Source organism: Streptomyces sp. NPDC006296 (genome assembly GCF_040613235.1).
Lineage (GTDB): Bacteria > Actinomycetota > Actinomycetes > Streptomycetales > Streptomycetaceae > Streptomyces.
In genome coordinates this window covers 115,335-137,943 of the sequence record NZ_JBEXRT010000017.1, presented here as the reverse complement: position 1 = coordinate 137,943, position 22,609 = coordinate 115,335, and the positions used below count along the sequence as shown (strand labels likewise).

Below are 22,609 nucleotides of genomic sequence, written 5' to 3'. Positions count from 1 at the left end.
TCAGTCAACCTCCTCAACCGTCACGAGGTGGCGGACGGTGTGCACCATTCCGCGGAACTCGGGGCGGTCATCCTTGACAACCGAGTCGTTCAGGCGCTTGAGCCCGAGCGAACGCAGGGTGTCGCGGTGGTTCTGCTTGCTGCCGATGTACGACTTCGTCTGCGTGATCTTGAGGCGAGCCATTACGCACCCGCTCCCGCACGCGCACGGAGCAGAGCCGCGGGGGCGACGTCCTCGAGGGGCAGACCGCGGCGGGCCGCGATCTCCTCGGGACGCTGCAGGCCCTGGAGGGCCGCCACGGTCGCGTGCACGATGTTGATCGGGTTCGAGGAACCGAGCGACTTCGACAGGATGTCGTGGACGCCGGCGCACTCGAGGACGGCGCGCACCGGGCCACCGGCGATCACACCGGTACCGGGGGAAGCCGGCTTGAGCAGGACGACGCCCGCAGCCTTCTCGCCCTGGATCGGGTGCGGGATGGTGCCCTGGATACGCGGGACCTTGAAGAAGCTCTTCTTGGCCTCTTCGACGCCCTTGGCGATGGCCGCGGGAACTTCCTTGGCCTTGCCGTATCCGACACCGACGGTGCCGTCACCATCGCCCACCACGACCAGCGCGGTGAAGCTGAAGCGACGACCACCCTTCACTACCTTGGCGACGCGGTTGATCGCGACGACGCGCTCGACGTACGCGGTCTTCTCGGCGGCAGCGCCACCGTCACGGCCCTTCCGGTCCCGCCGCTCGCCGCCACCGGCACCGCTTCCGCGGCGCTGGGGTCCAGCCATTGGATTTACCTCTCTCTGTTACGTCCGCTGTGCGTTGGAACCGGGGCTTAGAACTTCAGCCCGGCTTCACGGGCGGCGTCAGCCAGAGCGGCAATCCGCCCGGCGTACTGGTTACCACCGCGGTCAAACACGACGGCCTCGACGCCTGCAGCCTTGGCACGCTCGGCGACGAGCGCGCCGACCTGCTTGGCCTGGGCGCTCTTGTCACCCTCGCCACCACGGATCGAGGTGTCCAGGGTCGACGCCGACGCGAGCGTGTGGCCCGCGATGTCGTCGATGACCTGGGCGACGATGTGGCGGTTGGAACGCGTCACGACCAAGCGGGGACGCTCCGGCGAACCGGAGATGTGCTTGCGGACGCGGATGTGGCGCCGCTTGAGGGCGGCACGCTTGTACGCGTCGCCCTTGGCGATCTTCACACCGTATGCCATGGCTACTTACCAGCCTTTCCGACCTTGCGGCGGATGACCTCGCCCGCGTACTTGACGCCCTTGGCCTTGTACGGGTCGGGCTTCCGCAGCTTGCGGATGTTGGCGGCTACCTCGCCGACCTTCTGCTTGTCGATGCCCTCGACGCTGAGCTTCGTGGGCGACTCGACCTTGAAGGTGATGCCTTCCGGAGCCTCGATGAGGATCGGGTGGCTGTAGCCCAGGGCGAACTCCAGGTTGGAGCCCTTCGCCTGGACGCGGTAACCGACACCGCTGATCTCGAGCGCCTTGCTGTATCCCTGGGTCACACCGGTGATCATGTTCGCCACCAGCGTGCGGGACAGGCCGTGAAGGGCCTTGTTCTGACGCTCGTCGTTCGGGCGGACGACGTTGAGCACGCCGTCCTCACCCTTGGTGACCTCGATCGGCGCTGCGACGGTGTGCGAGAGGGAACCCTTCGGGCCCTTCACCGCGACCGTGCGGCCATCGATGGTGACGTCCACACCGGCGGGAACCTGGATGGGGAGCTTGCCGATTCGCGACATGAGCTTTTCCTCCGTTCCCGACTACCAGACGTAGGCGAGGACTTCCCCACCTACGCCCTTCTTGCTGGCCTGCTGGCCGGTCAGGAGACCGTGGGACGTGGAGATGATCGCCACGCCCAGGCCGCCGAGGACCTTCGGCAGGTTGGTGGACTTTGCGTAGACACGCAGACCCGGCTTCGAAATGCGCTTGATGCCGGCGATCGAACGCTCGCGGTTGGGCCCGAACTTCAGCTCGAGGACGAGGTTCTTGCCGACCTCGGCGTCCTCGACCTTCCAGCCGGTGATGAAGCCCTCCTGCTGGAGGATCTCCGCGATGTGCGACTTGATCTTGCTGTGCGGCATCGCGACATCGTCGTGATACGCCGAGTTCGCGTTGCGCAGACGCGTGAGCATGTCTGCGATGGGATCAGTCATGGTCATGAGTTGGCCTTCGGCCTCTCTCGCCGGGGTTTCCTGTATGCGCCATCCCTCTCCCCACTCAGTGGCGGGACGGGTGCGGTGCGGGGACCTACGGCGTAGTAAGTCGGTCAGGGCGGCAGGCGCCCAACCCTTCAAGCCTACGGCATGAAGAGCCGGGCTCCTGCCGACCGGATACTTACCGAGAGCTTTCCGGTCCTACGACGCCCGAGGGCGAAGCAGGATTACCAGGAGCTCTTGGTCACGCCCGGCAGCTCGCCACGGTGAGCCATCTCACGAAGGCACACGCGGCACAGGCCGAACTTGCGGTAAACGGAGTGGGGCCGGCCGCAGCGCTGGCAGCGGGTGTACCCGCGCACGCCGAACTTCGGCTTACGGGCGGCCTTAGCGATCAGAGCCTTCTTCGCCACGGTCAGTTCTCCTTGAACGGGAAGCCGAGGTGACGAAGCAGGGCACGACCCTCGTCGTCGTTGGCAGCCGTGGTGACCACGGTGATGTCCATGCCCCGGACCCGGTCGATCTTGTCCTGGTCGATCTCGTGGAACATGACCTGCTCCGTGAGACCGAAGGTGTAGTTGCCACGGCCGTCGAACTGCTTCGGCGACAGACCGCGGAAGTCACGGATACGCGGAAGCGCGAGCGACAGCGTACGGTCCAGGAACTCCCACATGCGGTCACCGCGGAGGGTGACGTGGCAGCCGATCGGCTGCCCCTCGCGCAGCTTGAACTGCGCGATCGACTTGCGGGCCTTCGTGACGGCGGGCTTCTGGCCGGTGATCGTGGTGAGGTCCTTGACGGCACCGTCGATCAGCTTGGAGTCGCGGGCGGCGTCGCCCACACCCATGTTGACCACGATCTTGACCAGACCGGGGATCTGCATGACGTTCTCGTACGAGAACTCCTCACGCAGCTTGCCGGCGATTTCCTCGCGGTAGCGCGTCTTGAGACGCGGCGCAGTGGTGGTCGTCATCAGATGTCCTCACCGGTCCGCTTGGCAACGCGGATCTTCTTGCCCTCGTCGTCAAAGCGGTAGCCGACGCGGGTGACGACCTTGTTGCCGTCCTTCTCCACGACCAGCGACACGTTGCTGACGTGGATCGGGGCCTCGGTGGTGACAATGCCACCCGTCTGCGAACCGCGAGCCGTCTGACCGGCCTTGGTGTGCTTCTTGACCCGGTTGACACCCTCGACGAGGACACGGTCCTGGGCGGGGAAGGCGACGATGACCTTGCCCTGCTTGCCCTTGTCCTTACCGGTGATGACCTGGACCAGGTCGCCCTTCTTGATCTTCATGCTTACAGCACCTCCGGCGCGAGCGAGATGATCTTCATGAACTTCTTCTCGCGCAGCTCTCGGCCCACGGGGCCGAAGATACGGGTGCCGCGGGGGTCGCCGTCGTTCTTGAGAATGACAGCGGCGTTCTCGTCGAAGCGGATGTACGAGCCATCCTGGCGACGACGCTCCTTCACGGTGCGAACGATGACCGCCTTGACGACGTCACCCTTCTTCACGTTGCCACCGGGGATCGCGTCCTTGACGGTGGCGACGATGACGTCACCGATGCCCGCGTAGCGGCGACCCGAGCCACCGAGAACACGGATGGTGAGAATTTCCTTCGCACCCGTGTTGTCGGCGACACGCAGTCGCGACTCCTGCTGGATCACGTCTATCTCCTGATCGTCTGCCGGTTCCCGGCAGGGGCTCCGTCGCGGGAGCCCCTGCCGAGCCTGGCGGAACTGGCCTGAGGGGAGACCCCCTCAGGGATTACTTGGCCTTCTCGAGGATCTCGACGATGCGCCAGCGCTTCGAGGCGGACAGCGGACGCGTCTCCATGATGAGGACGCGGTCGCCGACGCCGGCAGCGTTCTGCTCGTCGTGAGCCTTGAGCTTGTTCGTACGGCGGATGACCTTGCCGTACAGCGCGTGCTTGACGCGGTCCTCGACAGCGACGACGACAGTCTTGTCCATCTTGTCGCTGACGACCAGACCCTCACGGGTCTTGCGGAAGCCGCGGTCGGTCTTGGTCTCAGTCACAGTCTTCTCGCTCATCAGACGCTCTCCACCGTCTCGATGCCCAGCTCGCGCTCGCGCATCAGGGTGTAGATCCGGGCGATGTCCTTACGGACGGACTTGAGCCGACCGTGGTTCTCGAGCTGGCCCGTCGCCGCCTGGAAGCGGAGGTTGAACAGCTCTTCCTTGGCCTCGCGGAGCTTGTTGAGGAGCTCCTCGTTGCCCAGCTCGCGCAGCTCGGACGCCTTGGTACCGGCCGACATCACGACTCACCTGCCTCGCGCCGAACGATCCGGCACTTCATCGGAAGCTTGTGAGCAGCGCGGGTGAGCGCCTCACGAGCAATCTTCTCGTTCGGGTAGGACAGCTCGAACATCACCCGACCGGGCTTGACGTTCGCGATCCACCACTCGGGAGAACCCTTACCGGAACCCATGCGGGTCTCGGCAGGCTTCTTGGTGAGGGGGCGGTCCGGGTAGATGTTGATCCAGACCTTGCCGCCACGCTTGATGTGACGGGTCATCGCGATACGAGCGGACTCGATCTGACGGTTCGTCACATACGCCGGGGTCAGCGCCTGGATGCCGTACTCGCCGAACGCAACCTGCGTGCCACCCTTGGACATACCGCTGCGCTTCGGGTGGTGCTGCTTGCGGTGCTTGACCCTACGGGGGATCAGCATTTCGGTCAGGCCTCCGTTCCGGTGCTCTCAGCCGGAGCAGCGGCGACGGGAGCGTCGGCCTTGGGGGCCTCCGCTGCCGGCGCGGACTGCTGCGGCTTGCGGCCGCGGCCGCCACGCTCGCCACCACGGCCACCGCGGCCGGCCGGGCGGTCGGCGCCGCCACGAGCCGGACGGTTGCCGGCGCGGGCCGCGGCGTTCTCGGCGCGAACCTCGGCGATGTTCTTGACGTCGCCCTTGTAGATCCAGACCTTCACGCCGATGCGGCCGAAGGTCGTCTTGGCCTCGAAGAAGCCGTAGTCGACGTTCGCACGGAGCGTGTGCAGGGGCACGCGGCCCTCGCGGTAGAACTCCGAGCGGGACATCTCGGCGCCGCCGAGGCGACCGCCACACTGGATCTTGATGCCCTTGGCGCCGGCCTTCATCGTGCTCTGCATGCTCTTGCGCATGGCACGACGGAAGGAGACGCGGGAGGAGAGCTGCTCGGCGACGGCCTGGGCCACCAGCTGAGCGTCCACCTCGGGGTTCTTGACCTCGAGGATGTTCAGCTGGACCTGCTTGCCGGTCAGCTTCTCCAGCTCGCCGCGGATGCGGTCCGCCTCGGCGCCGCGGCGGCCGATGACGATGCCCGGGCGGGCGGTGTGGATGTCAACGCGGACGCGGTCGCGGGTGCGCTCGATCTCCACCTTGGAGATGCCGGCCCGCTCCATGCCCTTCGTCATCATGCGACGAATGGCGACGTCTTCCTTGACGTAGTCCTTGTACAGCTTGTCGGCGTACCAACGGGACTTGAAGTCCGTGGTAATGCCGAGCCGGAACCCGTGCGGGTTTACCTTCTGGCCCATTACCGGGTTCCTTCCTTGCTGCTGACGACCACGGTGATGTGGCTGGTCCGCTTACGGATCCGGTAGGCACGGCCCTGGGCACGCGGACGGAACCGCTTCAGGGTCGGGCCCTCGTCCACGTACGCCTCGCTGATGACCAGCGAAGAGGCGTCGGTGTGGTCGTAGTTGTGTGCGGCGTTGGCGATGGCGCTGTCCAGCACCTTGCCAACCGGCACGCTCGCGGCCTGCGGGGCGAAACGCAGGACCGCCTGAGCCTCCGTGGCATCCATGCCACGGATGAGGTCCACCACGCGGCGGGCCTTCATGGGCGTGACGCGGATGTACCGCGCCTGGGCCCTGGCTTCCATGGTTGTCCCTTCGGTGTAAGTCATAGTCGTTTCCACCCCGCGGTTAGCGGCGCTTCGACTTCCGGTCGTCCTTGACGTGGCCGCGGAAGGTGCGAGTCGGCGAGAACTCGCCGAGCTTGTGGCCGACCATCGACTCGGTGACGAACACCGGGACGTGGATCTTGCCGTTGTGCACCGCGATGGTGTGACCCAGCATGGCCGGGACGATCATCGAGCGACGGGACCAGGTCTTGATGACGTTCTTGGTGCCTGCCTCGTTCTGTACGTCCACCTTCTTGATGAGGTGGCCGTCGACGAAGGGCCCCTTCTTGAGACTGCGCGGCATCTAAACCCGCTCCTAGCGCTTCTTGTTCGTCTTGCGGCGGCGGACGATGTACTTGTTCGATGCCTTCTTCGGCGAACGAGTACGACCCTCCTTCTGACCCCACGGCGAGACCGGGTGACGTCCACCGGAGGTCTTGCCTTCACCACCACCGTGCGGGTGGTCAACCGGGTTCATCGCGACACCGCGGACGGTCGGGCGGACGCCCTTCCAGCGCATGCGGCCGGCCTTGCCCCAGTTGATGTTCGACTGCTCGGCGTTGCCGACCTCGCCGATGGTGGCGCGGCAGCGGGCGTCGACCAGCCGGATCTCACCGGACGGCATACGAAGGTGGGCCATGGTGCCCTCCTTCGCCAGCAGCTGCACGGAGGCACCCGCGGAACGGGCGAACTTCGCGCCGCCGCCGGGCCGCAGCTCGATGGCGTGGATGGTCGTACCGACCGGGATGTTGCGCAGCGCCAGGTTGTTGCCCGGCTTGATGTCGGCGCCCGGACCGTTCTCGACGCGGTCACCCTGCGACAGGCCACGGGGGGCGACGATGTAACGCTTCTCGCCGTCCGCGTAGTGCAGCAGCGCGATGCGCGCGGTGCGGTTGGGGTCGTACTCGATGTGCGCGACCTTGGCCGGCACGCCGTCCTTGTCGTGACGACGGAAGTCGATCACGCGGTAGGCGCGCTTGTGGCCACCACCCTGGTGGCGAACGGTCACACGACCGGCGTTGTTACGGCCGCCCTTGTTGTGCAGCGGGCGGACCAGCGACTTCTCCGGCGTGGACCGCGTGATCTCGACAAAGTCGGCGACGCTGGAGCCACGACGGCCCGGGGTCGTCGGCTTGTACTTGCGGATACCCATTATCTCTCAGTCCTCGGAAGAATTCCGGATCCTGGACGTCTCGACCTCCGTCAGGAGGTCGGGCCGCCGAAGATGTCGATACGGTCGCCCTCGGCGAGGGTCACGATGGCGCGCTTCGTGTCGGCGCGCTTGCCGAAGCCGGTCTTGGTCCGCTTGCGCTTACCCTGCCGGTTGATCGTGTTGACCCCGGTGACCTTGACCGAGAAGACCGCTTCCACGGCCTGCTTGATCTGGGTCTTGTTGGAGCCGGGCGCGACGATGAACGTGTACTTGTTCTCGTCGAGCAGTGCGTAGCTCTTCTCGGAGACAACCGGCTTGACGAGAACGTCGCGCGGGTCCGAGTAGGTCTTGCTGGTAACGGTCGCCTCACTCATCAGGCGGCGCTCCCTTCGGTCTCAGCGGTCTGGGGGCCAGACACGAAGGACTCGAAAGCGGCCTGGGTGAAGACCACGTCGTCAGAGACGATCACGTCGTACGTGTTCAGCTGGCCCGGCTCCAGGATGTGCACCTGGGGCAGGTTGCGAGCGGACAGCCACGCGGCCTCGTCGGCGCGCTCGACGACCAGGAGCAGGTTGCTGCGCTCCGAGATCTTGCCGAACAGCGTCTTGGCGGCCTTGGTGGAGATCTCACCCTCGACCACGCCGGTGACGACGTGGATGCGGGAGTGACGCGCCCGGTCCGAGAGGGCACCGCGGAGGGCGGCGGCCTTCATCTTCTTCGGGGTGCGCTGCGAGTAGTCACGCGGCTGCGGGCCGTGGACGACGCCACCGCCGGCGAACTGCGGCGCACGGGTCGAACCCTGGCGCGCGCGGCCGGTGCCCTTCTGGCGGTAAGGCTTGCGCCCACCACCGCGGACCTCGCCACGGGTCTTGGTCTTGTGCGTGCCCTGACGGGCAGCTGCCAGCTGTGCGACGACGACCTGGTGGATCAGCGGAACGCTGGTCTTCGCGTCGAAGATCTCCGCGGGGAGCTCGACGGTACCGGCCTTGTCGCCTGCCGGCGAAAGGATGTCAATGGTGCTCATTACCTCAAGCCCCCTTGGCCGCGGTACGGACCAGGACGAGGCCGCCGTTCGGACCGGGGACTGCGCCCTTGATGAGGAGCAGACCCTTCTCCGCGTCAACCGCGTGGATGGTCAGGTTCTGGGTGGTGACGCGCTCGTTACCCATGCGACCGGCCATGCGCATGCCCTTGAAGACACGCCCAGGGGTGGCGCAGCCACCGATCGAACCGGGGGAACGGTGCTTGCGCTGGACGCCGTGGCCGGCGCCGAGGCCCTTGAAGTTGTGACGCTTCATGACACCGGCGAAGCCCTTGCCCTTGCTCTTGCCCGTGACGTCGACCTTGACGCCGGACTCGAACACCTCGGCAGTGACCTCCTGGCCCAGCGTGTACTCGCTGGCGTCAGGGGTGCGGAGCTCCACCAGGTGGCGGCGCGGGGTCACGTCGGCCTTGGCGAAGTGGCCCTTGAGGGGCTTGTTCACCTTGCGCGGGTCGATCTCGCCGAAGGCGATCTGGACCGACTCGTAGCCGTCGCTGTCGTTGGTGCGGACCTGGGTGACGACACAGGGCCCGGCCTTGACGACGGTCACCGGGACGACCCGGTTGTTCTCGTCCCAGACCTGGGTCATGCCGAGCTTCTCGCCCAGGACGCCCTTAATGTTCTTAGCCATCTCGCGCGTCACCTCAGAGCTTGATCTCGATGTCGACGCCCGCCGGCAGGTCGAGACGCATGAGCGAGTCGACCGTCTTCGGCGTGGGGTCGAGGATGTCGATGAGGCGCTTGTGCGTGCGCATCTCGAAGTGCTCGCGCGAGTCCTTGTACTTGTGCGGCGACTTGATGACGCAGTACACGTTCTTCTCAGTGGGCAGCGGCACCGGGCCTGCGACCGACGCACCAGTGCGGGTCACCGTCTCGACGATCTTCTTCGCCGAGGAGTCGATGACCTCGTGGTCGTAGGCCTTGAGCCGGATGCGGATCTTCTGTCCCGCCATGGCTACTAGTAGTCCTGTCTCTCAATAACGCTCTGGCGCCCGGGAGTTCTCGTAACTTCGCCTCCGACCCACGCGGTCGGGCGTGTCGCATCCCCTCTACGTAGATCTCCCGAAGGATTTCCCAACCAAGGGGGTGCGGGCCGAAACCGCGCTGCCGGGGGCGAAACCCCACCGGGTGCCTGGTCAGCGCCCCACTGGCACTTCCCGGAAGATTCCCGTACGTCCGACCCTGGGGGTCGACGAGTACTGTGGGACTCGCTTCCGGTCCTCCCGGCGGGAGGCGCGCAGCATTGACACTCAACCGAGCAACCTGACCAGTGTGCCACACGGCTCCGTGGCCTGGCCAATCGGGTCGGGGATCTTACCCCCTGGGAGGGACCGGTCAAACGCAGGCGCCCGCGTGTGCGGCTCCGCGTCACCCCCGGACCGGGCTCGCGCGGGCGTCCGGCGCCTCCGCGGACGGGCGCAACTCCCCCTGGAACAGCCCGGTACCGACGCGGCGGACGGGGTGGGCGTCCGCATCGGCGCGGTGCACGGCACCGAGGCGCTGCGCGCCGGCGGCACCCGGCCGAACCGGCGGCCGCCCGCGGTCCACGGGGCGCCGCCCTCCGGCCCGCCGTGCAGCGCCGGCGGCCGGAGCACTTCCCGCTCGCCCCGGACTCCCCGGTACGGGGGCGGAGGCATCGGCAGCGCCGTCCGTACCGGCCCGGGGGTGTGCCGATCCGGCTCGGCCTCCCGCGCGACAGCTCCGCCCGCACCGGCCCGAGCGGCACGGCTCCGGTCCGGAGCGGGGAGGACCCGGCGGCCGCGTCCGGAGGGCCCGGCGGCCGTGTCCGTGATCCGTCCGGCCACACGGCCGTCCGCCCTGTCGGCCGAGGTCGCCGACGCCCCGCTCCGCGCGGGAACGGCCGGTCCGGACCCCCGCGGTGGAGCGCCCGCACCGGGTCGCGGCGGACCGCGACCCGGTGGCCCACGGCATCAAAGGCTTGTGAGGACTCGGGTAAGAACCCTCCCCAACCGGACCCGACCCGTCCTGGTCACTCGCTCGGGTGACATAGGGCGACTGGGCTGGATTTGGGGCGGGTTGGCAGGCATATGCTCGGCCGCGACAACCACAGACATGAGACGGCCCCCGACGAGACGCCAATCCCGACCGAGGGCCTGACCACCGAGGAAGTAGGGCTTCCCGATGGGTACCCAGCAGGTTAGCGCGCCCCCGTGCGCCCCGTCCTCCGAGTCCGGGGGACGCACACCGTCCTCCGCGTCCGGGGGACCTGCGCCGTCGTCCGGCGTCCTCCACGCCCGCGTCCGGCACACCACCGCCTTCACCGTCGTCGGCAACCACCTCACCCGGCACCGCGCGCTGTCGCTGCTGGCGATCGGGCTCGCCGTGCACATCCAGTCGCTGCCCGACGGGGCCCGGATCAGCATCAAGCACCTCGCCGCGCGCTTCCCCGAGAGCGAGGCACGGATCGCGGTGGCCCTGCGGGAGCTGGAGGCGACCGGTTACCTGTGCCGCAGCCGCGTACGCCTGCCCGACGGCCGCATCGTCACGCGGACCGTCTCGTACGACCGGCCCGGCGCCGAAGTGCCCGCAGCCACGATCCCCCGGCCGAGAACCGGGGAGCGGGACACCCCCGTCGCACCGGCCGCACCCCCGCCCGCCGTACCGGGCCCGACGCCGGTGGTGCACCCGCCCGTGCCGGAGCAGCCGCCCGCCGTACCGGGCCCGACGCCGGTGGTGCACCCGCCCGTGCCGGAGCTGCCGCCCGTCCCCGCCCCGCCGGCCGTCCTCCTGCCCGCTCCCACCGCGCGGACGGTACCGCCCCCGCCGCTGCCACGGCCTCGGGCCAGCGATCCCGCACTGCACCGGTCGGCCGCCGCGCTCCTGGCCGACCTGCGCCGCCTGTCGCCCCAACTCACCCTGTCCGAGCGGGACATCGAGACACTCGCTCCGGGGGTCGTCAGCTGGCTGGAGCGCGACGCACACCCGGACACCGTCCGCCGTGCGCTGACGTCCGACCTCCCGGTCCCCCTGAAGCACCCCGCCAAGCTCCTGCGTCACCGGATCACGGCCCTGCTGCCGCCACCGCTGCCGGGCAGCGAGGACCTGGTGCCCCCGCGCTCCGGCCGGCTCGTCATCCCCCTTCAGAACTGCGACCGCTGCGACCGCGCCTTCCGTTCGCGCCACCCCGGCCACTGCCGCGACTGCGGCACGGGCGCCCGCGAGGCCGCCTGAACCGCACGGCGCGCCCGTGCCGTCCCCGGAAGCGGTCCGCACCGGTGGCGGGAGCGCGTCCGGACCCGCCTCACGTCCGCGTGACCGCCCCGCACGATCCGTCGGGCTGCCATGCGCTGCGGTCGCCGCCCTGAAGGGGGGGGCGACCCCGGGCCCGCCCCGGTCGGGGTCCGGCCGGTCGCCCGGGAGACGGGACGGCCGTGTGACGCCCCGCCCCGGACACTCCGCACCGGGATACGCCGGAGGGGCGGAGCTCAGGGCGCGGAGGAGCCGTCCTCGCCGCCGGGCGCCGGCAGCCGGGCCGTGGCGTCGCCGTACTTCAGGAGCAGGCGCACGAATTCGACGCGTTCGGCCGCGGGCCAGTCACGGGTGATGTGCTCGAAGGCCTGTCGCTGCTGGCTGCGGAAGTGGCCGAGAAGGGTGCGGCCGTCCTCGGTCAGCCGGAGCACGGTGCGCCGGCCGTCCTGCTGCGAGGCGCTGCGGACCAGGTAGCCGTGGGTGATGCAGTCGCTCGCCATCCGGCTGGCCACGGACGGATCGACCATGAGGTGGTCGGCGAGCCCGCCGACCGTGATCTCCCCGCCGGCCTCGGCCGCCTCGTCGACGAGGTTGAGGACCAGGTTCCGCTTGAGGTCCTTGCGGCCCACCGGGGGGTCGACGGGGGCCTGCATGGTGCGCCGGCGGAGTCGCGCGAAGGCCACGCCGACGGCGTCCAGCAGGGCTTCCTCCTGCGAGGCGGAGGCATCGGGGAACGTCACGCCGCGACCCTACCGCAGAAGCCTGCAAACAACAGTTACGTGCAAATATGCATACAGTTGCGCGTAGCATTGATGTGAGCGACGCGGTGGGATCACTCGCCGCACCGGGCCCTCGGGCCCGCGAAGAGAGGTGGAACAGCATGGTCACGGCCATCACCGGCGCCCGGGTGTTCGACGGCGAGCGCGTCCGCGAGGAGACCACCGTCCTGGTGGACGGCACCCGCATCCTCGCGGTCGGCGGGGAACCGCCCGCCGGGGCGGAGATCGTCGACGCCGCGGGCGGGACGCTCCTGCCCGGTCTGATCGACTCCCACGTCCACACCTCGGGGGACGGGCTCGCGCTGGCGCTGCGCTTCGGCGTGACCACGGAGCTGGAGATGCAGGGCATGTACACCAGGGACCACCGCGAGCACGTGCGGGACGACGACTCCGTCGCCGACGTCCGCTCCTCGGGGTTCGCCGTCACCCCTCCCGGCGGGCACCCCAGCGAGCTGCTCCCGGAGGGCTTCGAGCCGGGCGGCCACGGAGAGCCGGAGGCCGGGGGACCGGGCTCAGGGGAACCGGGCCGGGACGCGCCGCAGGCCCGCGGCCAGGCGCCGCTGATGCCGTTCTCCAGCACCCCGGCCGAGGCGGTCGGCTTCGTCCCGCGGCTCGTCGCCGCGGGCTCGGACTACATCAAGTTCATGGTCGACGACGGCTCGGTCGAGGGGCACCCCGGCCTGCCCATGCTCGACCAGGAGACGCTGACCGCCGGGGTCGCCGAGGCGCACCGGCACGGGATGCTCACGATCGCCCACGCCCTGACCGTCGACGCGACGCGGATGGCGGTCGAAGCCGGCATCGACGGCTTCGCCCACCTGTTCATGGACCGGCCGCACACCGAGGAGGTCATCGGCCTCATCGCCGCCTCCGGCGCGTTCGTCGCCCCCTGTGTCGTCCTCAACGCCTCGATGACGGGGATCACCGGCTCGGCCCTCGCCGACGACCCGCGCGTCGGCTCGCGCCTGGATCCCGCCTGGGACAAGACGCTGCGCAGCAGCTACGACCGCTATCCGCAGGGCAGCGTGGAGGACGTCCTGGCGTCGGTCGCGGCGCTCCGGGACGCCGGGGTCGACCTCCTCGTCGGCACCGACGCCGCCCCCGCGCCGCTGCCCTTCCTGGGCGGTGTGGTCCACGGCGCCAGCGTCCACCACGAGATGCAGTACCTCGTGCGGGCCGGCCTCACTCCGGTGGAGGCCCTGCGCGCCGCCACCTCCACCCCGGCACGCCGGTTCGGCCTCACGGACCGCGGCCGCGTCGCGGAGGGGCTCCGCGCCGACCTGCTACTGGTGGACGGCGATCCCACCACCACCATCGGCGACACCCTCGGCCTCCGGGCGGTCTGGCGCCGCGGCACACTCACCCGGCTCGCGGTCTGACCGGCGAGGGGACGACGGCCGGCACGCACCGGCAGGTGAGCCCGCGGACGGCACACGACGAGGGGCCCCGGTCCACCGCTCTCGCGGCGGGCCGGGGCCCCTCTCGGTGCTCTGTGCGGAGCAACCAGGTCAGACCGTCAGGTGATTACTTGACGATCTTGGTGACCTGGCCGGCGCCCACGGTCCGGCCACCCTCACGGATGGCGAACTTCAGGCCCTCTTCCATGGCGACCGGCTGGATCAGCGCGACGTCCATGAGGGTGTTGTCACCCGGCATGACCATCTCGGTGCCCTCGGGAAGGGTCACCACGCCCGTCACGTCCGTGGTACGGAAGTAGAACTGGGGGCGGTAGTTGTTGAAGAACGGGGTGTGACGGCCACCCTCGTCCTTCGACAGGATGTAGGCCTGGGCCTGGAACTCGGTGTGCGGCGTGACCGAACCCGGCTTGATGATGACCTGGCCGCGCTCGACGTCCTCGCGCTTGATGCCACGGAGGAGCAGACCGACGTTCTCACCGGCCTGGCCCTCGTCGAGCAGCTTGCGGAACATCTCGATGCCGGTGACCGTGGTGGTGGTCTTCTCCTGCTTGATGCCCACGATGTCAACGGTCTCGTTGACCTTGAGGACACCACGCTCGATGCGGCCGGTGACGACCGTACCGCGACCGGTGATCGTGAAGACGTCCTCGATCGGCATGAGGAACGGCTTCTCGACGTCACGCTCGGGCTGCGGGATGTTCTCGTCCACGGCCTTCATCAGGTCGAGAACGGTCTTGCCCCACTCGGCGTCGCCCTCGAGGGCCTTGAGCGCCGAGACCTTGACGACCGGAAGGTCGTCGCCCGGGAACTCGTACTCGGAGAGGAGCTCACGCACCTCGAGCTCGACGAGCTCCAGGATCTCCTCGTCGTCCACCATGTCGGCCTTGTTCAGGGCGACGACGATGTACGGAACGCCGACCTGGCGGGCCAGGAGCACGTGCTCCTTGGTCTGCGGCATCGGGCCGTCGGTGGCGGCGACCACGAGGATGGCGCCGTCCATCTGCGCCGCACCCGTGATCATGTTCTTGATGTAGTCGGCGTGACCCGGGCAGTCGACGTGCGCGTAGTGACGCGACTCCGTCTGGTACTCGACGTGCGCGATCGAGATGGTGATACCGCGCTGGCGCTCCTCAGGAGCCTTGTCGATCTGGTCGAAGGCCGAGGCCTCGTTCAGGTCCGGGTACGCGTCGTGCAGCACCTTGGTAATGGCGGCCGTGAGGGTCGTCTTACCGTGGTCGATGTGACCGATGGTGCCGATGTTGACGTGCGGCTTAGTCCGCTCGAACTTTGCCTTCGCCACTGGGGTCCTCCTGAGTGGTTCTGTACGCCTTGCTTCATCGGCGCCAGGTGATCTTTGCTGGAATGCCGGTGCCGGGGGCATTCGCCGCACTGCTTACGCGCTGCGACGAATGCCCGACCAGGCTCCGGTGACAAGCCTAAAGCGTGAGCTCGGAAGAGTTACTCGCCCTTGGCCTTCGCGATGATCTCCTCGGCGACGTTCCGCGGAACCTCGGCGTAGGAGTCGAACTGCATCGAGTAGCTTGCGCGACCCGAGGTCTTGCTGCGGAGGTCTCCGACGTAGCCGAACATCTCCGAGAGGGGCACGAGGCCCTTCACGACGCGAGCGCCGCTGCGCTCCTCCATGGCCTGGATCTGGCCACGGCGGGAGTTGAGGTCGCCGATGACATCGCCCATGTAGTCCTCGGGCGTGGTGACCTCGACGGCCATCATCGGCTCCAGGAGCACGGGGGACGCCTTGCGGGCACCCTCCTTGAACGCCTGCGAACCGGCGATCTTGAAGGCGAGCTCCGAGGAGTCGACCTCGTGGTAACCACCGTCGAGAAGGGTGACGCGGACGCCGACCATCTCGTAACCGGCCAGGATGCCGAACTGCATGGCTTCCTGGGCACCCGCGTCCACCGAGGGAATGTACTCACGGGGGATGCGGCCACCGGTGACCTTGTTGACGAACTCGTAGGAGGCGTCGCCACCCTCGATGGGCTCGAGGGCGATCTGCACCTTCGCGAACTGGCCGGTACCACCAGTCTGCTTCTTGTGCGTGTAGTCGATGCGCTCGACGGTCTTGCGGATCGTCTCGCGGTAAGCGACCTGGGGCTTGCCGACGTTCGCCTCGACGCGGAACTCGCGCTTCATGCGGTCGACGAGCACCTCGAGGTGAAGCTCGCCCATACCACCGATGATGGTCTGGCCGGTCTCCTCGTCGGAGTGCACCTGGAAGGAGGGGTCCTCCTCCGAGAGGCGCTGGATGGCGACACCCAGCTTCTCCTGGTCACCCTTGGACTTGGGCTCGATGGCGACCTGAATGACCGGCGCCGGGAAGTCCATGGACTCCAGGATCACCGGGTTCTTGTCGTCGGACAGCGTCTCACCCGTGGTGGTCTGCTTCAGACCCATGACGGCGACGATGTCACCGGCGCCCACCGACGCGATCTCCTCACGCTTGTTCGCGTGCATGCGGTAGATCTTGCCGATGCGCTCCTTCTTGCCCTTGACCGAGTTCAGCACCGCGGTGCCGGCCTCGAGGCGACCGGAGTAGATCCGGACGAAGGTGAGCTTGCCCAGGTGCGGGTCACTCGCGATCTTGAACGCCAGGCCGGAGAACGGCTCGTCGTCCGAAGGCTTGCGCTTGATGACCAGCTCCGGGTCCTTGACGTCGTGGCCTTCGATGGCCTCGACGTCCAGGGGGGAGGGCAGGTAGCGGACGACCGCGTCGAGCAGGGGCTGGACGCCCTTGTTCTTGAACGCCGTGCCACAGAAGACGGGGGTCACGGTGACGGAGTCGGCCGAGCCCTTCGACGCGAGGGTGATCCTGCGGATCGCCTCGTGCAGCTGCTCCTCGGTGGGCTCGGTGCCCTCCAGGTACAGCTCCATCATCTGGTCGTCGTTCTCCGCGACAGCCTCAAGGAGCTTGCCGCGCCATTCCTCGGCGGCCTCCGTGTGCGTGTCGGGGATCTCGATGGTGTCGTACATCTCGCCCTTGGCGGCCTCGTCCGACCACACGAAGGCCTTCATCGACACGAGGTCGACGACGCCCTTGAAGTCGGACTCGGCACCGATGGGGAGCTGCATGACCAGCGGAACCGCACCGAGGCGGTCGACGATCATGTCGACACAACGGTGGAACTCGGCGCCGGTGCGGTCGAGCTTGTTGACGAAGCAGATACGCGGCACGCCGTAGCGGTCCGCCTGACGCCAGACGGTCTCGGACTGCGGCTCGACGCCGGCCACACCGTCGAACACGGTGACGGCACCGTCGAGGACGCGGAGCGAACGCTCCACCTCGACGGTGAAGTCGACGTGACCCGGGGTGTCGATGATGTTGATGGTGTGGTCAACATCATTGAGCGGCCAGTGACAGGTCGTCGCGGCGGACGTGATCGTGATGCCGCGCTCCTGCTCCTGCTCCATCCAGTCCATCGTGGCAGCGCCGTCGTGGACTTCACCGATCTTGTACGAGACGCCGGTGTAGAAGAGGATCCGCTCAGTGGTGGTCGTCTTGCCCGCGTCGATGTGGGCCATGATCCCGATGTTGCGGACCTTGGCCAGGTCAAGCGAAGTGGTGGCCATAAGGCTCAATCTTCTCTCGGTCTCGATGGGGTGAGCGACTACCAGCGGTAGTGCGCGAAGGCCTTGTTGGACTCGGCCATCTTGTGGGTGTCCTCGCGCTTCTTGACGGCTGCGCCAAGACCGTTGGAGGCGTCGAGCAGCTCGTTCATGAGGCGCTCGGTCATGGTCTTCTCGCGACGGGCGCGGGAGTAACCGACGACCCAGCGCAGGGCGAGGGTGGCGGCGCGACCGGGCTTGACCTCGATCGGCACCTGGTAGGTGGCGCCACCGACACGGCGGGACTTGACCTCGAGCGAGGGCTTGACGTTCTCAAGCGCGCGCTTCAGCGTGATGACCGGGTCAGCGCCGGTCTTCTCGCGGAGGCCTTCCATGGCGCCGTACACGATCCGCTCGGCGGTGGAACGCTTGCCGTCGAGCAGGATCTTGTTGATCAGCGACGTGACAAGAGGAGAGCTGTAGACCGGGTCGATGATGACCGGGCGCTTCGGGGCGGGGCCCTTACGAGGCATTCTTACTTCTCCTTCTTGGCGCCGTAGCGGCTGCGGGCCTGCTTGCGGTTCTTGACACCCTGGGTGTCGAGCGAACCGCGGATGATCTTGTAACGAACACCCGGCAGGTCCTTCACACGGCCACCACGCACGAGCACGATGGAGTGCTCCTGCAGGTTGTGCCCCTCACCCGGGATGTAGGCCGTGACCTCGATGCCGGAGGTCAGACGCACACGCGCGACCTTACGGAGGGCCGAGTTCGGCTTCTTCGGGGTGGTCGTGAACACACGCGTGCAGACGCCACGACGCTGGGGCGAACCCTCGAGCGCGGGCGTCTTGTTCTTCTCGACCTTGTCCTGCCGGCCCTTCCGGACCAGCTGCTGGATCGTAGGCACTACTTCTCCGGTTTCTGTGTGCCGTTCGTGAAACTAACCTGGAACACTCGCCGACCCACGCGGTCGGGTGTGTCGAATACTGCGCGCCCCTGCGGTGAGCAGGAGAGACACCGATTGCGGTGGCCACGTACGGACTCGCGGTGCGGTTGAGGACACGCACCCGAGCCCAGGCACACCCCAGGCACAAGGCTTGAGCGTACCTACCTCACGGAGCTGGGTCAAAACAAATGCGGTCCACCCCCGGCTGCCGGCCCGCGCTCCGCGGCGTGACCGGACGGGACGCGCCGCCCCGGCCGGACCCGGTCCCCCGGCGCAGCCCCTCCCACCAGCGGGAACGTCTCCACCGGGGTCCGCAGCCGCCCGCAGCGCCGGCCCTGCCGGGCCGGCTGCGGTCACCGCGGGTGACCGACCTCACGCCGACGGGGCCGGCCGACGCCGAAGGGCGCCCACCCCGTACGTGACGGGGTGGGCGCCCTTCGGTCGTCGCGAGCGACCCGCTTACTGGTTGTACGGACCGTAGTCGTAGTCCTCCAGCGGAACGGCTTGGCCGGAGCCGGTGCCGAACGGCGAGTAGTCGATGTCGTCGTAGCCGACGGCCGAGTACATCGCGGCCTTGGCCTCCTCGGTCGGCTCGACCCGGATGTTGCGGTAGCGGGACAGACCCGTACCGGCCGGGATGAGCTTACCGATGATGACGTTCTCCTTGAGGCCGATCAGGGAGTCCGACTTGGCGTTGATCGCCGCGTCGGTGAGGACCCTGGTCGTCTCCTGGAAGGACGCCGCCGACAGCCACGACTCGGTGGCGAGCGAGGCCTTGGTGATACCCATCAGCTGCGGACGGCCGGAGGCGGGGTGACCGCCCTCGGTGACCACACGACGGTTCTCGGTCTCGAACTTCGAGCGCTCGACGAGCTCGCCCGGCAGCAGCTCCGCGTCGCCGGACTCGATGATCGTCACCCGGCGCAGCATCTGCCGGATGATGATCTCGATGTGCTTGTCGTGGATCGACACGCCCTGCGAGTTGTAGACCTTCTGGACCTCGCCGACCAGGTGGACCTGGACCGCGCGCTGACCGAGGATCCGCAGCACGTCGTGCGGGTTCGTGGCACCGACGGTGAGCTTCTGGCCCACCTCGACCGCGTCGCCCTCGCCGACCAGGAGACGGGCACGCTTGGAGATCGGGAACGCCGTCTCCTCGCTGCCGTCGTCCGGGGTGACGACGAGCTTCTTGGTCTTCTCGGTCTCCTCGATGCGGACCCGGCCCTTGGCCTCCGAGATCGGGGCGACACCCTTGGGGGTACGCGCCTCGAAGAGCTCGACGACACGCGGCAGACCCTGCGTGATGTCGTCACCGGCCACACCACCGGTGTGGAAGGTACGCATCGTCAGCTGGGTACCGGGCTCACCGATGGACTGGGCGGCGATGATGCCGACCGCCTCACCGATGTCGACCAGCTTGCCGGTGGCGAGCGAGCGTCCGTAGCAGAAGGCACAGGTGCCGACCGCGGACTCACAGGTCAGGACCGAGCGGGTCTTGACCTCCTCGACGCCGGCGCCCACGAGGGCGTCGATCAGGACGTCACCGAGGTCGACGTTGGCAGGCGCGATGACCTTGCCGTCGACGACGACGTCCTCGGCGAGCATGCGGGCGTAGACCGAGGTCTCGACGTCGTCCGTCTTGCGCAGGACGCCGTCGGCGCCCTTGACGGCGATCTTCAGCTTGAGGCCGCGGTCGGTGCCGCAGTCCTCCTCGCGGATGATCACGTCCTGCGAGACGTCCACCAGACGACGGGTCAGGTAACCCGAGTCGGCGGTACGCAGGGCGGTGTCCGCCAGACCCTTACGGGCACCGTGCGTGGAGATGAAGTACTCCAGGACGGTGAGGCCCTCACGGAAGGACGCCTTGATCGGACGCGGGATGGTCTCGTTCTTCGCGTTCGACACCAGACCACGCATACCCGCGATCTGACGCATCTGCATCATGTTTCCTCGGGCACCCGAGTCGACCATCATGAAGATGGGGTTCGTCTTCGGGAAGTTCGCGTTCATCGCCTCGGCGACCTCGTTGGTCGCCTTGGTCCAGATCGCGATGAGTTCCTGCGTGCGCTCGTCCTTGGTGATCAGACCGCGCTCGTACTGCTTCTGGACCTTCTCGTCCTGCTCCTCGTAGCCCTTGACGATGGCCTTCTTGGCCTCGGGCACGACGACGTCGGAGATGGCCACGGTCACACCGGAGCGGGTCGCCCAGTGGAAACCGGCCGCCTTCAGGTTGTCGAGCGTCGCCGCCACGATGACCTTGGGGTAGCGCTCGGCCAGGTCGTTGACGATCTCGGAGAGCTGCTTCTTGCCCACCGAGTAGTCGACGAACGGGTAGTCCTCGGGCAGCAGCTCGTTGAAGAGCGCGCGGCCCAGGCTCGTACGCAGCCGGAAGGTGTCACCCGGCTGGTACTCGGGCTCGCCCTCCTCGGCGACCGGCGGCACCCAGCCGCGCGGGGGCATGGTGCCCACCGGGAAGCGGATGTCGACCTTCGCCTGGAGCGACAGCTCGCGGGCGTCGAAGGCCATGGTGGCCTCGGCGGTGGAGCCGAACGCGCGGTCGGTGCCCTTGACGTCGCGGCCCTCTTCGTCCGTGGTGAGGAAGAAGAGGCCCAGCACCATGTCCTGGGTCGGCATGGTGACGGGACGGCCGTCGGCCGGCTTCAGGATGTTGTTCGAGGACAGCATCAGGATGCGGGCCTCGGCCTGCGCCTCCGCGGAGAGCGGCAGGTGCACGGCCATCTGGTCACCGTCGAAGTCCGCGTTGAACGCGGTGCAGACGAGCGGGTGGATCTGGATGGCCTTGCCCTCGACCAGCTGCGGCTCGAAGGCCTGGATGCCGAGGCGGTGCAGGGTGGGCGCACGGTTCAGCAGCACCGGGTGCTCGGCGATGACCTCTTCGAGGACGTCGTACACGACGGTGCGGCCGCGCTCGACCATGCGCTTGGCCGACTTGATGTTCTGCGCGTGGTTCAGGTCCACCAGGCGCTTCATCACGAACGGCTTGAAGAGCTCCAGCGCCATCGCCTTCGGCAGACCGCACTGGTGCAGCTTGAGCTGCGGACCGACGACGATCACGGAACGCGCGGAGTAGTCCACGCGCTTGCCGAGGAGGTTCTGGCGGAAACGGCCCTGCTTGCCCTTCAGCATGTCGCTGAGGGACTTCAGGGGACGGTTGCCGGGACCGGTGACCGGGCGACCGCGGCGGCCGTTGTCGAACAGCGCGTCGACGGCCTCCTGCAGCATCCGCTTCTCGTTGTTCACGATGATCTCGGGGGCACCGAGGTCGAGGAGACGCTTGAGGCGGTTGTTGCGGTTGATCACACGGCGGTACAGGTCGTTCAGGTCGGAGGTCGCGAAGCGGCCACCGTCCAGCTGCACCATCGGACGCAGGTCCGGCGGGATGACCGGCACGCAGTCGAGCACCATGCCCTTGGGCTTGTTGCTGGTCTGCAGGAACGCGGAGACGACCTTGAGGCGCTTGAGCGCACGGGTCTTCTTCTGGCCCTTGCCGGTGCGGATGATCTCGCGGAGGCGCTCGGCCTCCTCGTCGAGGTCGAAGGACTCCAGGCGCTTCTGCAGGGCTGCGGCGCCCATGCAGCCGTCGAAGTACGTGCCGAAGCGGTCACGCAGCTCGCGGTAGAGCAGCTCGTCGCCCTCCAGGTCCTGGACCTTGAGGTTCTTGAAGCGGCTCCACACCTCGTCGAGGCGGTCGATCTCGCGCTGCGCACGGTCGCGCAGCTGCTTCATCTCGCGCTCGGCACCTTCGCGCACCTTGCGGCGCACGTCGGCCTTGGCGCCCTCGGCCTCCAGCTCGGCCAGGTCGGTCTCGAGCTTCTTGGCGCGGTTCTCGAGGTCCGAGTCGCGGCGGTTCTCGATCTGCTGGCGCTCGACGGAGACGTGCGCCTCCAGCGACGGGAGGTCGCGCGTGCGGCGCTCCTCGTCGACGAACGTGATCATGTACGCGGCGAAGTAGATGACCTTCTCGAGGTCCTTCGGCGCGAGGTCCAGCAGGTAGCCGAGGCGCGACGGGACGCCCTTGAAGTACCAGATGTGGGTGACGGGAGCGGCAAGCTCGATGTGGCCCATGCGCTCACGGCGCACCTTGGCGCGCGTGACCTCGACGCCACAGCGCTCACAGATGATGCCCTTGAAGCGGACACGCTTGTACTTGCCGCAGTAGCACTCCCAGTCCCGGGTCGGACCGAAGATCTTCTCGCAGAAGAGTCCGTCCTTCTCGGGCTTGAGCGTGCGGTAGTTGATGGTCTCCGGCTTCTTCACTTCGCCGTGGGACCAGGTCCGGATGTCGTCCGCGGTGGCAAGGCCGATCCGCAGCTCGTCGAAGAAGTTGACGTCGAGCACTTGTCGTCAATCCCTCTTTCGGGGGTTCGAGCCCCCTCGCTTCACGCGAGAAATCGGGGCA

Annotated in this window: 28 protein-coding genes; 2 read left to right on the top strand and 26 right to left on the bottom strand. The window is 67.9% G+C overall.

The window, feature by feature from the left end:
• The 20 genes from rpmD to rpsJ all read right to left on the bottom strand — a co-directional run bounded on the left by rpmD (window position 1) and on the right by rpsJ (window position 9,225).
• Complete coding sequence (gene rpmD, locus ABZ172_RS14915) at window positions 1-183, bottom strand: 50S ribosomal protein L30 (RefSeq protein ID WP_185028025.1); 183 nt, start codon at window positions 181-183, stop codon at window positions 1-3.
• Window positions 183-785 (bottom strand): 30S ribosomal protein S5, encoded by a 603-nt coding sequence (gene rpsE / locus ABZ172_RS14910; protein WP_014047793.1) that lies wholly within the window; start codon window positions 783-785, stop codon window positions 183-185. The genes rpmD and rpsE overlap by 1 nt, the downstream gene beginning before the upstream one ends.
• A 47-nt stretch (window positions 786-832) precedes the next feature.
• The gene (rplR, locus tag ABZ172_RS14905) at window positions 833-1,216 is read right to left on the bottom strand and encodes a 50S ribosomal protein L18 (protein ID WP_014047792.1); all 384 of its coding nucleotides are present in this window, start codon (window positions 1,214-1,216) and stop codon (window positions 833-835) included.
• Window positions 1,217-1,218: 2 nt separating this feature from the next.
• A complete protein-coding gene (rplF, locus tag ABZ172_RS14900) occupies window positions 1,219-1,758 on the bottom strand; it encodes a 50S ribosomal protein L6 (protein ID WP_014154583.1) in 540 nt (179 codons plus the stop codon).
• 21 nt (window positions 1,759-1,779) lie between these two features.
• Complete coding sequence (gene rpsH / locus ABZ172_RS14895) at window positions 1,780-2,178, bottom strand: 30S ribosomal protein S8 (protein ID WP_028439249.1); 399 nt, start codon at window positions 2,176-2,178, stop codon at window positions 1,780-1,782.
• Window positions 2,179-2,399: 221 nt separating this feature from the next.
• Window positions 2,400-2,585: a type Z 30S ribosomal protein S14 gene (locus ABZ172_RS14890; RefSeq protein ID WP_003948630.1), complete on the bottom strand. Its 186-nt coding sequence runs from the start codon at window positions 2,583-2,585 to the stop codon at window positions 2,400-2,402.
• Between the two features lie 2 nt (window positions 2,586-2,587).
• Window positions 2,588-3,145: a 50S ribosomal protein L5 gene (gene rplE / locus ABZ172_RS14885; RefSeq protein WP_014154585.1), complete on the bottom strand. Its 558-nt coding sequence runs from the start codon at window positions 3,143-3,145 to the stop codon at window positions 2,588-2,590.
• On the bottom strand, window positions 3,145-3,468 hold the full coding sequence (gene rplX / locus ABZ172_RS14880) for a 50S ribosomal protein L24 (RefSeq protein ID WP_031096378.1): 324 nt from the start codon (window positions 3,466-3,468) through the stop codon (window positions 3,145-3,147). The genes rplE and rplX overlap by 1 nt, the downstream gene beginning before the upstream one ends.
• Before the next feature lie 2 nt (window positions 3,469-3,470).
• Window positions 3,471-3,839 carry a 50S ribosomal protein L14 gene (gene rplN / locus ABZ172_RS14875; protein ID WP_003966950.1) on the bottom strand — a complete coding sequence of 123 codons (369 nt, stop codon included), beginning with the start codon at window positions 3,837-3,839 and terminating at the stop codon, window positions 3,471-3,473.
• A 100-nt stretch (window positions 3,840-3,939) separates the two neighbouring features.
• Entirely contained in the window at window positions 3,940-4,224 is a 285-nt protein-coding gene (gene rpsQ / locus ABZ172_RS14870; protein WP_147959074.1) for a 30S ribosomal protein S17, read from the bottom strand.
• Window positions 4,224-4,448 carry a 50S ribosomal protein L29 gene (gene rpmC / locus ABZ172_RS14865; RefSeq protein WP_014047786.1) on the bottom strand — a complete coding sequence of 75 codons (225 nt, stop codon included), beginning with the start codon at window positions 4,446-4,448 and terminating at the stop codon, window positions 4,224-4,226. Before rpmC ends, rpsQ begins: the two co-directional genes overlap by 1 nt.
• Window positions 4,448-4,867, bottom strand: a complete 420-nt coding sequence (gene rplP / locus ABZ172_RS14860; RefSeq protein ID WP_003966953.1) for a 50S ribosomal protein L16 — start codon at window positions 4,865-4,867, stop codon at window positions 4,448-4,450. The genes rpmC and rplP overlap by 1 nt, the downstream gene beginning before the upstream one ends.
• A 5-nt stretch (window positions 4,868-4,872) precedes the next feature.
• Complete coding sequence (gene rpsC, locus ABZ172_RS14855; RefSeq protein ID WP_069171156.1) at window positions 4,873-5,709, bottom strand: 30S ribosomal protein S3; 837 nt, start codon at window positions 5,707-5,709, stop codon at window positions 4,873-4,875.
• Window positions 5,709-6,056: a 50S ribosomal protein L22 gene (gene rplV / locus ABZ172_RS14850; protein ID WP_004571827.1), complete on the bottom strand. Its 348-nt coding sequence runs from the start codon at window positions 6,054-6,056 to the stop codon at window positions 5,709-5,711. The genes rpsC and rplV overlap by 1 nt, the downstream gene beginning before the upstream one ends.
• A 43-nt stretch (window positions 6,057-6,099) precedes the next feature.
• Window positions 6,100-6,381 carry a 30S ribosomal protein S19 gene (rpsS, locus tag ABZ172_RS14845; RefSeq protein ID WP_003966956.1) on the bottom strand — a complete coding sequence of 94 codons (282 nt, stop codon included), beginning with the start codon at window positions 6,379-6,381 and terminating at the stop codon, window positions 6,100-6,102.
• 12 nt (window positions 6,382-6,393) lie between these two features.
• On the bottom strand, window positions 6,394-7,230 hold the full coding sequence (rplB, locus tag ABZ172_RS14840; protein WP_014154588.1) for a 50S ribosomal protein L2: 837 nt from the start codon (window positions 7,228-7,230) through the stop codon (window positions 6,394-6,396).
• A 50-nt stretch (window positions 7,231-7,280) separates the two neighbouring features.
• Complete coding sequence (rplW, locus tag ABZ172_RS14835; protein WP_014154589.1) at window positions 7,281-7,604, bottom strand: 50S ribosomal protein L23; 324 nt, start codon at window positions 7,602-7,604, stop codon at window positions 7,281-7,283.
• Window positions 7,604-8,254 carry a 50S ribosomal protein L4 gene (rplD, locus tag ABZ172_RS14830; protein WP_356883920.1) on the bottom strand — a complete coding sequence of 217 codons (651 nt, stop codon included), beginning with the start codon at window positions 8,252-8,254 and terminating at the stop codon, window positions 7,604-7,606. The genes rplW and rplD overlap by 1 nt, the downstream gene beginning before the upstream one ends.
• Before the next feature lie 4 nt (window positions 8,255-8,258).
• Window positions 8,259-8,903 carry a 50S ribosomal protein L3 gene (gene rplC, locus ABZ172_RS14825; RefSeq protein ID WP_014047781.1) on the bottom strand — a complete coding sequence of 215 codons (645 nt, stop codon included), beginning with the start codon at window positions 8,901-8,903 and terminating at the stop codon, window positions 8,259-8,261.
• Window positions 8,904-8,916: 13 nt separating this feature from the next.
• Window positions 8,917-9,225, bottom strand: coding sequence for a 30S ribosomal protein S10 (gene rpsJ / locus ABZ172_RS14820; protein WP_003948644.1), 309 nt, complete (start codon window positions 9,223-9,225; stop codon window positions 8,917-8,919).
• A 1,189-nt stretch (window positions 9,226-10,414) separates the two neighbouring features.
• Between rpsJ and ABZ172_RS14815 the strand changes: the two genes are divergently transcribed.
• A complete protein-coding gene (locus ABZ172_RS14815; protein WP_356883917.1) occupies window positions 10,415-11,464 on the top strand; it encodes a helix-turn-helix domain-containing protein in 1,050 nt (349 codons plus the stop codon).
• Window positions 11,465-11,718: 254 nt separating this feature from the next.
• Here the strand turns inward: ABZ172_RS14815 and ABZ172_RS14810 are convergent, their stop codons facing one another.
• Window positions 11,719-12,222 (bottom strand): MarR family winged helix-turn-helix transcriptional regulator, encoded by a 504-nt coding sequence (locus tag ABZ172_RS14810; RefSeq protein ID WP_356883915.1) that lies wholly within the window; start codon window positions 12,220-12,222, stop codon window positions 11,719-11,721.
• Window positions 12,223-12,362: 140 nt separating this feature from the next.
• On the opposite strand from ABZ172_RS14810, the gene ABZ172_RS14805 reads away from it, so the two are divergent.
• Complete coding sequence (locus ABZ172_RS14805; protein WP_356883913.1) at window positions 12,363-13,640, top strand: amidohydrolase family protein; 1,278 nt, start codon at window positions 12,363-12,365, stop codon at window positions 13,638-13,640.
• 145 nt (window positions 13,641-13,785) lie between these two features.
• On the opposite strand, the gene tuf is transcribed toward ABZ172_RS14805, so the two are convergent.
• The 5 genes from tuf to ABZ172_RS14780 form a co-directional block, all read right to left on the bottom strand.
• Window positions 13,786-14,979, bottom strand: a complete 1,194-nt coding sequence (gene tuf / locus ABZ172_RS14800) for an elongation factor Tu (RefSeq protein WP_014154597.1) — start codon at window positions 14,977-14,979, stop codon at window positions 13,786-13,788.
• Window positions 14,980-15,137: 158 nt separating this feature from the next.
• Entirely contained in the window at window positions 15,138-17,267 is a 2,130-nt protein-coding gene (gene fusA, locus ABZ172_RS14795; RefSeq protein ID WP_356883910.1) for an elongation factor G, read from the bottom strand.
• 38 nt (window positions 17,268-17,305) lie between these two features.
• Entirely contained in the window at window positions 17,306-17,776 is a 471-nt protein-coding gene (gene rpsG, locus ABZ172_RS14790) for a 30S ribosomal protein S7 (protein ID WP_018101248.1), read from the bottom strand.
• A gap of 2 nt (window positions 17,777-17,778) precedes the next feature.
• Window positions 17,779-18,150 (bottom strand): 30S ribosomal protein S12, encoded by a 372-nt coding sequence (gene rpsL / locus ABZ172_RS14785; RefSeq protein ID WP_003948652.1) that lies wholly within the window; start codon window positions 18,148-18,150, stop codon window positions 17,779-17,781.
• Window positions 18,151-18,648: 498 nt separating this feature from the next.
• On the bottom strand, window positions 18,649-22,548 hold the full coding sequence (locus ABZ172_RS14780) for a DNA-directed RNA polymerase subunit beta' (protein ID WP_356883908.1): 3,900 nt from the start codon (window positions 22,546-22,548) through the stop codon (window positions 18,649-18,651).
• Window positions 22,549-22,609 lie beyond the last annotated feature (61 nt).

Excerpts from the sequence above, each read along its gene's own strand:
- rpmD (WP_185028025.1), bottom strand. The coding sequence starts at position 183 with ATGGCTCGCCTCAAGATCACGCAGACGAAGTCGTACATCGGCAGCAAG.
- rpsE (WP_014047793.1), bottom strand. The coding sequence starts at position 785 with ATGGCTGGACCCCAGCGCCGCGGAAGCGGTGCCGGTGGCGGCGAGCGG.
- rplR (WP_014047792.1), bottom strand. The coding sequence starts at position 1,216 with ATGGCATACGGTGTGAAGATCGCCAAGGGCGACGCGTACAAGCGTGCC.
- rplF (WP_014154583.1), bottom strand. The coding sequence starts at position 1,758 with ATGTCGCGAATCGGCAAGCTCCCCATCCAGGTTCCCGCCGGTGTGGAC.
- rpsH (WP_028439249.1), bottom strand. The coding sequence starts at position 2,178 with ATGACCATGACTGATCCCATCGCAGACATGCTCACGCGTCTGCGCAAC.
- rplE (WP_014154585.1), bottom strand. The coding sequence starts at position 3,145 with ATGACGACCACCACTGCGCCGCGTCTCAAGACGCGCTACCGCGAGGAA.
- rplX (WP_031096378.1), bottom strand. The coding sequence starts at position 3,468 with ATGAAGATCAAGAAGGGCGACCTGGTCCAGGTCATCACCGGTAAGGAC.
- rpsQ (WP_147959074.1), bottom strand. The coding sequence starts at position 4,224 with ATGAGCGAGAAGACTGTGACTGAGACCAAGACCGACCGCGGCTTCCGC.
- rpmC (WP_014047786.1), bottom strand. The coding sequence starts at position 4,448 with ATGTCGGCCGGTACCAAGGCGTCCGAGCTGCGCGAGCTGGGCAACGAG.
- rplP (WP_003966953.1), bottom strand. The coding sequence starts at position 4,867 with ATGCTGATCCCCCGTAGGGTCAAGCACCGCAAGCAGCACCACCCGAAG.
- rpsC (WP_069171156.1), bottom strand. The coding sequence starts at position 5,709 with ATGGGCCAGAAGGTAAACCCGCACGGGTTCCGGCTCGGCATTACCACG.
- rplV (WP_004571827.1), bottom strand. The coding sequence starts at position 6,056 with ATGGAAGCCAGGGCCCAGGCGCGGTACATCCGCGTCACGCCCATGAAG.
- rpsS (WP_003966956.1), bottom strand. The coding sequence starts at position 6,381 with ATGCCGCGCAGTCTCAAGAAGGGGCCCTTCGTCGACGGCCACCTCATC.
- rplB (WP_014154588.1), bottom strand. The coding sequence starts at position 7,230 with ATGGGTATCCGCAAGTACAAGCCGACGACCCCGGGCCGTCGTGGCTCC.
- rplW (WP_014154589.1), bottom strand. The coding sequence starts at position 7,604 with ATGAGTGAGGCGACCGTTACCAGCAAGACCTACTCGGACCCGCGCGAC.
- rplD (WP_356883920.1), bottom strand. The coding sequence starts at position 8,254 with ATGAGCACCATTGACATCCTTTCGCCGGCAGGCGACAAGGCCGGTACC.
- rplC (WP_014047781.1), bottom strand. The coding sequence starts at position 8,903 with ATGGCTAAGAACATTAAGGGCGTCCTGGGCGAGAAGCTCGGCATGACC.
- rpsJ (WP_003948644.1), bottom strand. The coding sequence starts at position 9,225 with ATGGCGGGACAGAAGATCCGCATCCGGCTCAAGGCCTACGACCACGAG.
- ABZ172_RS14815 (WP_356883917.1), top strand. The coding sequence starts at position 10,415 with ATGGGTACCCAGCAGGTTAGCGCGCCCCCGTGCGCCCCGTCCTCCGAG.
- ABZ172_RS14805 (WP_356883913.1), top strand. The coding sequence starts at position 12,363 with ATGGTCACGGCCATCACCGGCGCCCGGGTGTTCGACGGCGAGCGCGTC.
- fusA (WP_356883910.1), bottom strand. The coding sequence starts at position 17,267 with ATGGCCACCACTTCGCTTGACCTGGCCAAGGTCCGCAACATCGGGATC.
- rpsG (WP_018101248.1), bottom strand. The coding sequence starts at position 17,776 with ATGCCTCGTAAGGGCCCCGCCCCGAAGCGCCCGGTCATCATCGACCCG.